12 protein-coding genes are annotated in these 12,491 nt (G+C 40.1%); 4 read left to right on the top strand and 8 right to left on the bottom strand.

Annotation, left to right across the window (positions count from 1 at the left end; genetic code table 11):
- Positions 1-105: 105 nt before the first annotated feature.
- The 6 genes from MKY97_RS15560 to MKY97_RS15535 form a co-directional block, all read right to left on the bottom strand.
- The gene (locus tag MKY97_RS15560) at positions 106-402 is read right to left on the bottom strand and encodes a hypothetical protein (protein WP_342551270.1); all 297 of its coding nucleotides are present in this window, start codon (positions 400-402) and stop codon (positions 106-108) included.
- A gap of 1 nt (position 403) precedes the next feature.
- On the bottom strand, positions 404-829 hold the full coding sequence (arsC, locus tag MKY97_RS15555; RefSeq protein ID WP_342551269.1) for an arsenate reductase (thioredoxin): 426 nt from the start codon (positions 827-829) through the stop codon (positions 404-406).
- Positions 830-831: 2 nt separating this feature from the next.
- Positions 832-2,271 (bottom strand): arsenic transporter, encoded by a 1,440-nt coding sequence (locus MKY97_RS15550; protein ID WP_342551268.1) that lies wholly within the window; start codon positions 2,269-2,271, stop codon positions 832-834.
- Positions 2,268-2,597 (bottom strand): metalloregulator ArsR/SmtB family transcription factor, encoded by a 330-nt coding sequence (locus tag MKY97_RS15545; protein WP_221789557.1) that lies wholly within the window; start codon positions 2,595-2,597, stop codon positions 2,268-2,270. Before MKY97_RS15545 ends, MKY97_RS15550 begins: the two co-directional genes overlap by 4 nt.
- Before the next feature lie 762 nt (positions 2,598-3,359).
- Positions 3,360-3,986, bottom strand: coding sequence for a histidine phosphatase family protein (locus MKY97_RS15540; protein WP_342551267.1), 627 nt, complete (start codon positions 3,984-3,986; stop codon positions 3,360-3,362).
- A 23-nt stretch (positions 3,987-4,009) separates the two neighbouring features.
- Positions 4,010-4,792 carry a DUF421 domain-containing protein gene (locus MKY97_RS15535; RefSeq protein ID WP_342551266.1) on the bottom strand — a complete coding sequence of 261 codons (783 nt, stop codon included), beginning with the start codon at positions 4,790-4,792 and terminating at the stop codon, positions 4,010-4,012.
- A 491-nt stretch (positions 4,793-5,283) separates the two neighbouring features.
- Here MKY97_RS15535 and MKY97_RS15530 point away from each other — a divergent pair, with 491 nt between their 5' ends.
- Positions 5,284-5,592, top strand: a complete 309-nt coding sequence (locus MKY97_RS15530; RefSeq protein ID WP_342551265.1) for a phosphatase PAP2 family protein — start codon at positions 5,284-5,286, stop codon at positions 5,590-5,592.
- Between the two features lie 288 nt (positions 5,593-5,880).
- Here the strand turns inward: MKY97_RS15530 and MKY97_RS15525 are convergent, their stop codons facing one another.
- On the bottom strand, positions 5,881-7,386 hold the full coding sequence (locus MKY97_RS15525; protein ID WP_342551264.1) for an MFS transporter: 1,506 nt from the start codon (positions 7,384-7,386) through the stop codon (positions 5,881-5,883).
- Between the two features lie 132 nt (positions 7,387-7,518).
- Here MKY97_RS15525 and MKY97_RS15520 point away from each other — a divergent pair, with 132 nt between their 5' ends.
- Both MKY97_RS15520 and MKY97_RS15515 read left to right on the top strand, forming a co-directional pair.
- Positions 7,519-8,340: a MerR family transcriptional regulator gene (locus MKY97_RS15520; protein ID WP_342551263.1), complete on the top strand. Its 822-nt coding sequence runs from the start codon at positions 7,519-7,521 to the stop codon at positions 8,338-8,340.
- Between the two features lie 541 nt (positions 8,341-8,881).
- Positions 8,882-9,061: an H-type small acid-soluble spore protein gene (locus tag MKY97_RS15515; protein ID WP_272038093.1), complete on the top strand. Its 180-nt coding sequence runs from the start codon at positions 8,882-8,884 to the stop codon at positions 9,059-9,061.
- A gap of 393 nt (positions 9,062-9,454) precedes the next feature.
- Here the strand turns inward: MKY97_RS15515 and MKY97_RS15510 are convergent, their stop codons facing one another.
- Positions 9,455-11,446, bottom strand: coding sequence for a hypothetical protein (locus tag MKY97_RS15510; protein ID WP_342551262.1), 1,992 nt, complete (start codon positions 11,444-11,446; stop codon positions 9,455-9,457).
- Between the two features lie 156 nt (positions 11,447-11,602).
- Here MKY97_RS15510 and MKY97_RS15505 point away from each other — a divergent pair, with 156 nt between their 5' ends.
- Positions 11,603-12,466 (top strand): AraC family transcriptional regulator, encoded by an 864-nt coding sequence (locus MKY97_RS15505; protein WP_342551261.1) that lies wholly within the window; start codon positions 11,603-11,605, stop codon positions 12,464-12,466.
- Positions 12,467-12,491 lie beyond the last annotated feature (25 nt).

The raw sequence follows: 12,491 nt of genomic DNA, 5'->3' as shown, positions 1-12,491 counted from the left end.
TGTCTCGGGACAATCTAAGGCTCTCATAATGCGTGAGTGTTTAATTACCAAGCGTACATATCGATTAACTAACTCTAACAATATTCGGCTGCAACAGTTCCCGTTCTACCCTTGCTTCCAAACACAATGAAAGGCGACCTTCTTGCCGGCATTATATGCTCCAACAACCTCATGAATGGCTTGTTTGAAAAGCTCGGCTTCATATTCTTTCGTATCGTCATCAAGCGGAACCTTTACCCACTTCACATAATCTGCTGGATACGCGCACTCTGTTGCTTCTTCCCGAAGATCGACCACGACTTCAAAGCCTTCGTTAAGAACCATTGCCTCTACGTCGGCAGCTCCGCCCATAAAAACTTGTTCAGCATTAAGTGCATGGTATTTCTTTTCTGCGTGATCCATTTTACTTACCTTCTTTCAAAAATTGCTCGATACGAGCTTTAATTGAATCACGAACCTCAGCGAATGTAGCTGTGATTTCTTCCTCTGTACCTGTCGCCTTGGCCGGATCATCGAAGCCCCAGTGCCATCTTTCAGCTTTGTCATTACGTACAACGGGACAATTATCGTTGGCATGACCACAAAGCGTGATGATGTAGTCTGCTTGTTTTAAAATCTCAGGATCAATCACATCCGATGTATGATTCGAAATATCGATTCCAGCTTCTTTCATCGTTTGAACAGCACGAGGATTTAAGCCATGCGCCTCTAATCCAGCACTTCTCACCTCATATTTGTCACTACCAAGTGCCTTTAAAAATCCATCGGCGATTTGGCTTCTGCAAGAGTTTCCTGTACACAAAAAGTAAACAAGGGGTTTTTTGTTCATGATTATTGATCTCCTTTATCTTTGGTGTGGCTTACTTGTATTTTTTTGGCTTCACTCATTTTTGAGTTAGTCAACGTTTTTATGACCATAGCAATAACAACCAATGCTGCTGTGATTACGGCAATCATTAACCAAACGTTTATATTTGTTGAATGAATCAGGTATAGCCACAGATACAGTCCTGTTAACGTGATAAAGAGCGTTGGGATGGTGAGCACAATTCCAATTTTGAAATAACTTCCCCATGTGATTTTTACATCCTTACGGGATAGTACATGCAGCCACAAAAGTGTGGCGAGCGATCCAATCGGTGTAATCTTTGGACCCAAGTCACTGCCGGTAATATTGGCATAAATCAGCGATTCCCGGATGACACCTTGCGTGTTTGTTCCATCAATAGCAAGCGCATCAATCATCACTGTCGGCATATTGTTCATAACCGAAGACAATAGTGCAGCTAGAAAGCCCATACCAAGTGTGGAGATGTAGAGCCCCTGGTCGGCAATCGCTTGAATGACCTTCCCAAGTTCATCCGTCAATCCCACATTTCGCAGTCCATAAACGACGACGTACATACCAATGGAGAAAATCACGACTGCCCATGGAGCTCCTTTAATGAGCTTCCAGGTTTGAATAGCGCGACTCTGCCTTGCAGCTAAAATAAACAAGATGGCTATAACACCGGCGATTACAGACACCGGAACTTGAATGAACTCGCTCATCAAGTACGCCACCAGCAGCACGGCTAAAATCAGCCAAGATATGTTGAAAAGTTTCTTATCCTTGATCGCTTCGGCTGGCTTTTTGAGCTGACTGACTTCGTAGTTGCCTGGAATACTCTTTCTAAAGAATAAGAACAGGACCAGAAGACTTGCCAATATTGAAAAGAAATTCGGAATAATCATACGACTCGCATACTCCACAAAGCCAATACCGAAGTAATCCGCAGAAACGATATTGACGAGGTTACTCACGACGAGCGGAAGTGAAGTTGTATCTGCAATGAAACCACTAGCGATGATAAAAGGTAAAATCATCTTTGGATCAAATTTGAGCGCTCGGACCATAGCAAGCACAATGGGCGTTAAGATCAGTGCAGCGCCGTCATTTGCAAAGAACGCTGCAACCCCTGCTCCAAGCAGCACAACATAAACGAACATCAACTTACCATTACCTCTTGCGAGCCTTGCCATGTGTAGTGCAGCCCATTCAAAAAATCCAATTTCATCTAAAATCAGTGAAATTAAAATAATAGCTACGAAAGCAAGCGTGGCGTTCCATACGATTCCTGTAACCGTACCTACATCGGATAGACTGACGACACCAAAAAGAAGTGCAAGGACAGCTCCAGCTGACGCTGGCCATCCAATATTAAGTCCCATAGGTTGCCAAATCACAAAAGTAAGTGTAAGCAAAAAGATTAATATCGCGATAATGGTCATGCTTCCTCCTGAGGACCGCAGCAGTTATTCAATCCTGCTATTTTATCTTTCATGGATGGCAGATACGGATACACACACTGAACATATGCTTCTGCATCCGGATTAAGAGAGTAGTACACCCACTGCCCTTTTTTCTTTTCATTAAGGAGACCGGCTGCCTTTAGTTTTCGAAGATGCTGACTGGCGTTTGGTTGTGACATGCCGATAATGTCAGTGATATCACATACACAAAGTTCCTGTTCCTGAAGTAGCGCAATAATGGTCAAACGTGTTTTATCAGCTAATAACTTATATGCCTCAGCCATCTCCTGAATTCTTTGTTCCATATGTACACCCCCTGTGATTAGTCTTGTCGGCTTTATTTAATGATATAAGCATATAATGAATCACTTATATAAGCAATGGCGAATATAATGAGATTTAGGGCACCAAAAAAGTCGGCAATAAAGATTACCGACTTTACTCTCCAACTAAAAATTCATATCCCCTGGACGGATAGCCCAGACTAAAATTATTTCTTATTTTTGTTCAGTCGCAGCATCGGTTTCAACGATCCAACTGTGATCTTCATGAAAACGTATTTATCTCTGAGTTAACTTATATTTAGTTCGTGGCTAATGGTAGTTTGATGTCACCCCGATTCCTTGGCGATAACTTGAACCCCTCCATTTTATTAAATCTGCTAGATAAATCAAAGGAATACACAGGATCAAATTCTCACGTTCCGTTCCTCCAATGAGCTGCCACAAACAGAATTTACCATGAAGGAGTTAAGTTCAAATCACTGCTAGACACGAGTATCATTCTTTATGACAAAATAGTTAGCTAAAGTTTGACCTTTTTAATTTTTAAACATTTCTTTCGAATCAGGCCCATTTATGGGACTGAGATAAAACACCAAGGTTTAGTTTTCCTTATCCAATCGTTCCCACCGATTAATCCGCATCGTACGATATACATGCCTTCACCAGCAGCATCAACTGATACTGCCTCCCACTGCGAAGCAACTTGTTTCTCCCTCCAAAGTCTCAGAACAGGTTTCTCGTAATTTATTGAACCATGTACTCCAGTTTGGGCAGGAATAAATATTACATTCCGGCTAGCCGCAAAACGTCTTCTATTTTCAGTTTCCCAATAACCTTATACCCCCTTTGATCTCCCAGAGGTTGTATAATAACAGTCTCCATACTTGAGAGTTCTCCCAGCCCTAACCCTGGAGGAAAAGAATGAGCTACAATTACCCTGTTGAAATGACTTGGAGGTATTTGTTCAACTTCTTTGTTGAAATCTTGTAGTGTACTGTTCATGGTTTCAGTGCTCGGATTTTGACTGAGTTTATATATATTCAGCCAGAAATCATTAACTTTTACATTTTGTATACCAAAAGCAGTTTGAGCGGTTTGGACGGTTCTACATAAGGGGCTGCTTTCCACGGGCATATAAACTGGAATATTTAGTTTTCGAATAGCACTGCCATACTTCTTAGCCTGTTCCTTTCCGAGAGCGTTTAAATTTCTTTGTGTAGTGCAATCAGTCAAACTAAGATCATGTTGATCTTCCCCTACAGTTGCATCTCCATGTCGGATATAAAGTATGTACCCACCATTTTGAAGATCATGTACTAGAGAACTATCAGAGAGCTCTGACGCCCCAGCAGTATTGGTACTTCCAAGCAGCAGAAAAATACAAAGTACTACTATGAACAAACGGTACATTGTTGCTCCACCTCAGTTTCTTTTTATTCTATATCAACAGGATGTTTTAATTGATCTTTATAATAATCGATATATAATCTTCCATCACTTCCTTTGACTGCATAGAAGACATCACTGACGTTCTTATTGTTTGATTCAAGCTGTATGAGTAACTCTTTATCTGAAATACCATTTAACTTCAAATTCATCACTAATACCACTCCATCCATAACTAGCTCCACAGGCATACGTTCCTGTTTCTGTTCAGATTTTTTATGTACATCCTGAACTGTGGCTGCTCTGTAACCGGCTTTTTTCATCACCGAAACTTGTCCATTTACTTCCAATAATGCATATTCCACTTCTTCGATATTAAATATATCTTTTTGTCTTAACATCTGGTTCAAGGAATCTAATGTAAGTTTATTCTTTGCGAGGTTAATCTCCATAATTTTTCCTCCTTCAATTAATACAGTTGGAGAACCTTCAGCCAATAAACGTAATTTTCTGCTTTTTAGATTCATTTTAGACAACAGATAGGAGGTACAAGTAAAAACAATCAACGATATGATTAGATGCATGACTTCCATCTTCTCATTAAAAGCTAAATTAGCTGCAATCGCTCCCATGATTACTGCAGTGACAAATTCATGAAAATTCATGTTTGACAAGGTTTGTTTCCCCAGTATACGTGCGATAACTAATAAAAGTAAAAAGGCAGAGATACTTCTGATTAGAATCATGAAATGATCTAGCAAGTTAAGCACTCCTTCAATCGTAAAAACGCTATTGTTACAATTATTCTCCGACACCATTTTTTGATACATTGTAATGATTTCCAACATTAAATTGTATTGTTGAGAGCCTTATTCCCTCGTGGGCTTATCTGGTAGTATAGCCTGAATTGTATATCTCCCTTAATTGGTCTACATCTCTGGCTTCACGAGTAAATCGATTCCGACTAAAATCTATCCACTTAATGCAAATTCCACATTCTCGGTTAAGAGAATTAATAGATCAGAATGGTTGTCACTACTATGGCTTTTAGCAGTCCCCATTTTAAATATTTTTTATGGAATCTTAAACCGGGCAGGAGATCGAGTGTTTAGTCTTCAGACGAACTTGGACGTTCTAATCCCCTTCATTCCAGGTTTTATCGTCCCTTATTTAATTTGTATCCTTTTATTACCGGGGTATTGGTCGCCATAGCATTTCGGAACAGAATGGTCTACTTTCAAACGTTAATTGCATTATGTAGTGGACTAATCATGTCTATATTTTCTTTGCTTTATTTCAAACATCCATTCAACGCCCGGACATGCAATACGAAACGGGATTTATCGCTCGATTAGTTCAATTCGTATATTCGACAGATCAACCTTATAACTGTTTTCCAAGCATTCACGTATTAACAAGCTACCTTATGTTAAGAGGTGGACGTGTCTTTAACCCTACTATACGTGTGTTCATTGCAAGCATTTCCTTGCTTATCATTATTTCAACGGTACTTGTCAAACAGCATGTGGCTGCAGATATATTAGGTGGTATTTTAGTTGGGGAGTTATGTTTCCGGCTGGCCAAATTGGCTGTCCTGCGAAAAAAAGTAATTCTTCTTAATCCAGAATAATGTTAAATCATGTTCAAAAATGTTTAAGCTGTTTACTCGAAAATATTTAGATAACAATCTTATGAGTATTGACACAATGTTCTTGTCCTTTTCGGCAAAGGAACCAAGTTCTTGTCCTGCGACAGTTGAGCAATATGTTGTTTTTTTGGGGATCAAAAGTACTTCAGCTCGTAAACACTTCAGAATGTGTGTATTCCCCGCTTGTAGTATCAATTTGTATATGTAAAACCCCCAGGGCATATAATGTGCCCCTGGAGGCAAAATGATTGTGAACGATATCTGCAGCCTTTACTGTATTGAATTTTTCAGCTGTTTTTTCTTTGATCGTGTTCCAATCCATAGCATGCCTAATGAAGCAACTACCAGTAACACAATAATGGCTGCAATAACAGCAAAAAAGGACTGATCAAACGCAAATCGCGCGGCCTGTTTCAATGTTTCCGAGGCAGTTCCAGACATCCCTTCTGCTGCGATTAAAGCTTCATCCAAACTATCTTTCACCTTTAATGAAACATTCAATCCTGTTGGAATTTTCATGGTTAACGTGTACACAAGACCTGATAGACTTCCGATCATGGCTATTCCTGCAGCTCCACCAACTTCATATCCCACACTTTCCATAGATGCAGCCATACCTGCCTTTTCATACGGAGCGCTGCTCATTATAGAATGCGAAGCTGCAGTCATCCCGCCACCTAAGCCTACTCCAAAAATGGCTAGTCCAAATACTTTCCCAGCAATGTCCGAATCCAATTGTGCAAGATAGATTCCCAATCCTGCTGCTGTAATGAATAGAACAGCACTCTTGATATAAATAACATTGAAGCGATTCAAGAGCATTCCGGTCACTGGAGCTGCAATGACAGATGCAAAAGGGATCGTTAACGTATATACTCCGGCTAGTAGTGGGCTGAAACCTTCTATTAATTGAAGGCGCTGCGTCACAATATATTGGATTCCCGTCATACCAAATAAACCTACCAATGCCGTAATAAATCCCGTGGCAAACAGAGGTATCTTAAATAATGAAAGGTCAATAAGTGGGTCAGAACTTCTGTTCTGACGACGTATAAAGATAACAAGTGCTGCAATGCCGACAGCAGCTCCAATCACTGCAAAAGTTACCGAACCTTCGCGGCGAGTAAACTCCTTGATCGCATAAATTAGAGTCACCAAGGCAATCATGATTTGGATTGAACTGGTTAAGTCAAACTTTTTACTTGTATTACCTTCATGTTTTGGAACCAGCAATATGGTTAGTACAAATGCTAGTATTGCGATGGGTAAATTTATTAAGAATACAGATCCCCACGAGAAATACTCGAGAAGAAGTCCACCTACAATGGGCCCAAGTCCTGCACCTCCTGAGGCAACAGCACCCCAAATACCTATAGCCAAGCCTAACTCACGCGGATCTGTGAACGTAACTCTGACGATTGCCATGGTAGCAGGCATCATAATCGATGCACCAACAGCAAGAAGTACCCTTCCCGCTATCAAAACATAGGGGGTGGGAGCAAAAGCCGCAGTAAGCGAAGCAATTGAAAATATAATCAAACCTATCAAGAAAACCCGTTTATAACCAAGGCGGTCTCCTAATGTCCCCATTGCGGGAAGCAGACCCGCCATAACAAGTGAGTAACCATTTAAAATCCATAATTTTTGTGATGCAGTCGCTCCCAATTCATGTGTTAATGTTGGCATCGCCGTGTAAAGAATCGTCATATCCATGACGATGAGTAAGAGTGCACTGGATACAATGATTAGAATCATCCAGCGTTTGAATGTTGACATAAGTAATCTTCCTCCGTACGAATTATTTTAAACCTGTAACATCTTGAACTATAATGTATAGGGTAACCCTATAGTCAATAAACAATCTCAGTACAACCAATAAATAGCTATAGAGGCATGGAGGATAGAAAAATGTCGAATATATCAAATGAATATTTCACAACCAGTGAACTAGCTAAAACTTGCGGAGTGACTAAACACACCCTTTTTCATTACGATGATATTGGACTGTTAAAACCTGAATTTGTCAATTCCAAAGGTTACCGTTATTATTCCGTTCAACAATGTCTTGTACTTGATTTGATTATTGTGCTCAAAAAAGCCGGGAGTTCACTAGAGGAAATCAAGGTGTTTCTCCAGAAGCAAAATACGCCTCTATTAATAAATATGTTAAAAGAAAAACAGGTGGATTTGGAAAGAGAACAACGTAGGATAGCTCAAATGCAAAATATTCTGACTAGTGCCATCAAGATGACAGAGGAAGCAGCAGTAGAGTTACGAAACGCACCAAAGATTTTGAAATGCCAAGCAGAGTATTTTATAACTACCCAACTGGATGCAGGTGACGGTGATAAAGAGTTTGCCAAAAAATTAACCGAACATCGGGACTATTGTGAAAAACGCTATATCGATCATGAATTTCCGATTTGGACGATTATAAGTAAAGACCGATTTGAATCTAGGGACTATTATCCTGAATACATAGCTAACCAAATAAAGGCCCCCATTTCTGAAGAAAAGCTGTTTATTAAACCTGCAGGTTTATATGCAGTTATAGATCACAAAGGCTCATACGATAGCATGTCACAAACATATTCCGTTATTAAAAAGTACATTGCACGTAAAGGAATGAAAGTAAGCGGAGATGTGTATGCATTGGACCAGCTCACCTATTGGGCAGAAAAGAATCCAGACGACTATAAAATACGGATATTTGTTCAGGTATCACATTGATTTCTCTTTCATTTGAAAGCCAGATTAAAAAACAAAATCCCCCTTCGTTTCTAACGGGAGGATTTCGAGTTTAGGTTCCTGCATAAGGCTGCTTATCGGGGAATTATTTTGTATTGCATATCTTTCTTGATTGTTCATGGATCAATCTCAGTCCTTCAGCCCCTCCCTGTTTTGTTGTATTTACAACAAAAAAATTATGATTTATAATCATTCTAAAAGTATGTTTAATTTGTTTTTAATGACAAAATGAATTTCTGAAAGGATTATAAGAAATGAAATCCAAAAAAATAGACTCCATTGAGGAGCTCAACATCGCTTTTCAAATAAGAGAAGAAGTGTAATGCTTTCTCTGTACATTCAACAAGCTCATTTCCAATGCCTGTTCTCTGATATTATGTTCTGCTCATTCGTTTAGCAAAAACAGCCGATCCATTGATCGACAAATATTTTGCATGAGATGGGAGATCATAAAAGTGGAAGACAGCCATAAAGGGAGCGTTATCAGCAATAAGTAAAGAAATCAAAAATGGGGGGTATTTTGTTGAACAAACAAAGAGCAATTGAAATTTCGGAATCGACCATTATGAAAAATGTAACTTATCAGGATGCACCGATCTTTATCCAGCATGTTAATGAGGATGAAACTGCCCGAATCTATCCGATCGGAAACTCGGAGCAGGAAATGACAGTACCTTTGTCCAGTTTAACTGAGCATCCTTAGTTTGTAAGCTCACTTCATTACAGTCCTGGTTCATGTGTTAATAAATCAAACGCCGTATCTCGACACGAGATACGGCGTTTGATTTATAGTGGGAAGATTACCAGAATTTTGTGGCTGAACCTGTGCAGGAGCTTAACCATTTTGCACCGGATTCGTTGTTTCCTATGCTGCTGTTATTTTCATTAAAGACCCTTAAATTCGCTTAATTTAGCATATTGAGGGATATTGGTTGATCACATAATTCAGCTGCAGGGAATATAATCTTGTCCATTACGGCAATCGGTACAGGTTCTTGTCCTTGACTCGGAAAACGAACTTGCATCGATAACATAAAAGAGCCGCTAAAATAGCGATTCAATGGGATCATGTACCCCGACACTATAACTCGTATCATTAATCAAGTTTTACTCCTGATTGTGTGTATTCCCAATAATCACCCGCTAATCCTTCGATGATTGAGCTGCTTGCCCAAGGCATCAGACAGAACCAGGTACTGGCGGGAGTGCCATCTGCATATTTTTCGGTGACAAGTCCTTCAGAATGGCAGAAACGTTCTGACATCCATCCTTTTTTTCCAAAGCCGAATTCCTGATCATAGCGATTATAAGTCTGACATCCCCAGTTTATCGTGTCCATCATACGCTGAAAAATATAATGATCCTCCCGCTGCTGTAGATAGTAGAACAGTTCGTCTACGAGGTTACTAGACATAGGGTGAATATGTGGATTAGCTACTGAAGTAACACTTCCACCGGAACTTGACCAATTCAATGTACTGAGCGGTGGAACCTTTATCGGCGAATTGTAACAAAATTTAAAACTGAACTCATAAGAGATTGCGTCTCTCATATGATCGAGGAAAAGTTCCTCACCAGTCAATGCATGTAAATAACGAACCGCTTTTATATAAGCCAAAATACCCTCCGAATCAACCGATTTATCCGCATCCAGAGGAGCGCCGTAGCATTCCATATGTTTGACGTACGTATCATAATAATGGGCTTCACTTAGTCTAAGTTCCTTTATAGACGATGAATCCTTGGTTAACCATTTATAGTAAGCCATAGCAGCGAGACACCAGACACCGCTGAACGCATCATATTCGAGGCCAGCACCTGTTCTCTCTGACAAGATGATCGGATACTCTTTATCTGTATTTTTAGTACGTTCCATACGATCAAGTACCTGCTTGACGTATATAAGCCAATCATCGTGCTTATGATTGCGAATTCGAAGCTCATAATCATAGCACTTCAGGATATAGAACATGGCCTGAGCTGCTAGGTATGCAGAATGTCCTGGGGTCCGCATTCCATCGAACCACCAACCCTTTATATGCCATGTACCATCCTGATACGCATCATATGGTAGACCAGATTCAGGATTCATTGCATTTTCGATAATATTTGTAATACAAGACAGCGCCTGCTGCCGCATGGGTTCGTCATTTAACCGTAGAGCAGCCATAAGCATTGGTGCAGCTATGGCCATACCATTCGTCCAACTGATTGAGATAATTTTATTGTACCGGTAGCCTCCAGTTTCAGCATCCTCATATACAAAGGTGGAGTAATGTTGATCCTCTGGCAGCCAAGCGTATTCGTAAATGGCTTTGGATAAATCGAATACGGTTGTACGAATATCACTACCTTTTCTCGGATGCTCATGATACCGATCATAAATCGCTTCGAGTACTGAATTAATGCCAAGCTCTGATGTTGACTCGTAACTATACAGGTCTAATGTGAACTCAACTGTCTCTCCGGCAGCCAGTTCGAAGCAATTTTCTGCAAGGTCAGCACGTTCATGTACAAGTCTTGATTTGATAAATAATAATGGCGCATTCTCATACCCCAATGTGTATCCAACGGTACCTTTTTCAATGGAACAAGTAAATCCCCCGTATTGATAAAACTCTCCCTTAAGGCCGGGTTGCCACTGTTTCTTGTCTTTACCACTGCTGATCCAGTAAGGACTTGCACAAATGCCATACACATGACCCTCATCATAGACCAGTGCTGCCGGATGTGACAGCCGATCACTTCGAACCATCCACCATGGCGACGAAGGGCGAGACGGATTGCCTTCCCTTAATCTCGGAAACTCATTCGGAACATTTTGCGGTGCTTCTCCACGGTTGCGACCGTACATAAATGCAGGCAGAAAAAAACGTGGATTTTGCTTCTTAAACGGTAATTCTACATGAATGACCCCGGACCATGCGATTTCTCCGTAGTTGTGAATCCTTATCCCAGCACACCAAGGATCCTTTGCGTTACCTAACCCTTCTTTTAGATCCACTTCGGCTTCCAGACGATTGTCTGTCAAAGATGTATAGTCCGTACTTATCTGTGTTCTGCTTCGTGCAGTAAAAATTAGTTCCATAATCTCCTCCAATCAAGTGTCCACACATATCTGATAGCGCTTGCATTTTTTGATCCATCATGCTAGGATAATAACATTTTATAGGTTTAGATTTGCAATTTCATTGCACAAATCGCTATATTTATTGCGTGAAATAAAAGGAGATGTTTGATTGGTATGAATGAATCTTCCGAATACCTTTTTGATCCCATTCAAACTGAGATGATGTATCTTCATCGCGTAACTACTTACAACATGGGCACGTTCCTTCATCGTCATAATGCATATGAGCTGTATTTGTTTCTCCGCGGAAATGTAAATTTTTACATCGAAAACCGTTGTTACCATCTACAATCTGGTGACTTAATCCTTCTTACCCCGGAGGAGATGCACCGTTCCTTTGCAATGGACAAAAACGAATATGAGCGTATAACCATTAATCTAAAAAAATCATATTTGAACCGTTTGTCTACCTCGACGACCAACTTGTCAGCATGCTTTGATTTTCGTCCTAAGGGCAAGGGAAATATAATACATCTTGATTCTGATCAACTGCAACAGGTATTACAATTAACTGGAGAGCTTGAGCAGATTCTGAAGTCAAATGAATACGGAGCAGATATTCAAGCCAATGTACGGATTACTCAATTGCTGCTGGTGGTAAATCTCGCGTTTCAGAATACAAGCTTTGTTCCTACAGATATAATGCCCAAACTAGTCCGAAATACGATGGATTATATTGAAGCCAACCTTGCGGGGGAGCTGACACTTAAACATTTATCGGAAGCTTTATGTACGAGCAGTACTTATATCAGTCGGCACTTTAAAGAACATACAGGACTTACTATTCGAGCATATGTTCACAGTCGCCGTATAGAGCTGTCTAAATATTATCTATCCGAGGGCATGAGTATTACAGAGGCATGTTATCAATCGGGCTTTAGAGATTATGCGAATTTCATTCGAAGTTTCACTAAGCTGGTTGGGATTTCTCCAGGGAGATTCACTAAGAATTTAATAAAAAAAAATAATGATATTTAATGAGGCTTTAAGCAGCATTGTATTC

The organism is Paenibacillus sp. FSL R7-0652 (assembly GCF_038595045.1).
In the GTDB taxonomy this organism is placed as follows: domain Bacteria; phylum Bacillota; class Bacilli; order Paenibacillales; family Paenibacillaceae; genus Paenibacillus.
Note: the sequence above shows the minus strand (reverse complement) of the source record. Positions and strands in the feature narration are given on the sequence as shown.

Coding starts and splice junctions, on each gene's coding strand:
- MKY97_RS15560 (WP_342551270.1), bottom strand. CDS start 402: ATGGATCACGCAGAAAAGAAATACCATGCACTTAATGCTGAACAAGTT.
- arsC (WP_342551269.1), bottom strand. CDS start 829: ATGAACAAAAAACCCCTTGTTTACTTTTTGTGTACAGGAAACTCTTGC.
- MKY97_RS15550 (WP_342551268.1), bottom strand. CDS start 2,271: ATGACCATTATCGCGATATTAATCTTTTTGCTTACACTTACTTTTGTG.
- MKY97_RS15545 (WP_221789557.1), bottom strand. CDS start 2,597: ATGGAACAAAGAATTCAGGAGATGGCTGAGGCATATAAGTTATTAGCT.
- MKY97_RS15540 (WP_342551267.1), bottom strand. CDS start 3,986: ATGTACCGTTTGTTCATAGTAGTACTTTGTATTTTTCTGCTGCTTGGA.
- MKY97_RS15535 (WP_342551266.1), bottom strand. CDS start 4,792: ATGTATCAAAAAATGGTGTCGGAGAATAATTGTAACAATAGCGTTTTT.
- MKY97_RS15530 (WP_342551265.1), top strand. CDS start 5,284: ATGCAATACGAAACGGGATTTATCGCTCGATTAGTTCAATTCGTATAT.
- MKY97_RS15525 (WP_342551264.1), bottom strand. CDS start 7,386: ATGTCAACATTCAAACGCTGGATGATTCTAATCATTGTATCCAGTGCA.
- MKY97_RS15520 (WP_342551263.1), top strand. CDS start 7,519: ATGTCGAATATATCAAATGAATATTTCACAACCAGTGAACTAGCTAAA.
- MKY97_RS15510 (WP_342551262.1), bottom strand. CDS start 11,446: ATGGAACTAATTTTTACTGCACGAAGCAGAACACAGATAAGTACGGAC.
- MKY97_RS15505 (WP_342551261.1), top strand. CDS start 11,603: ATGAATGAATCTTCCGAATACCTTTTTGATCCCATTCAAACTGAGATG.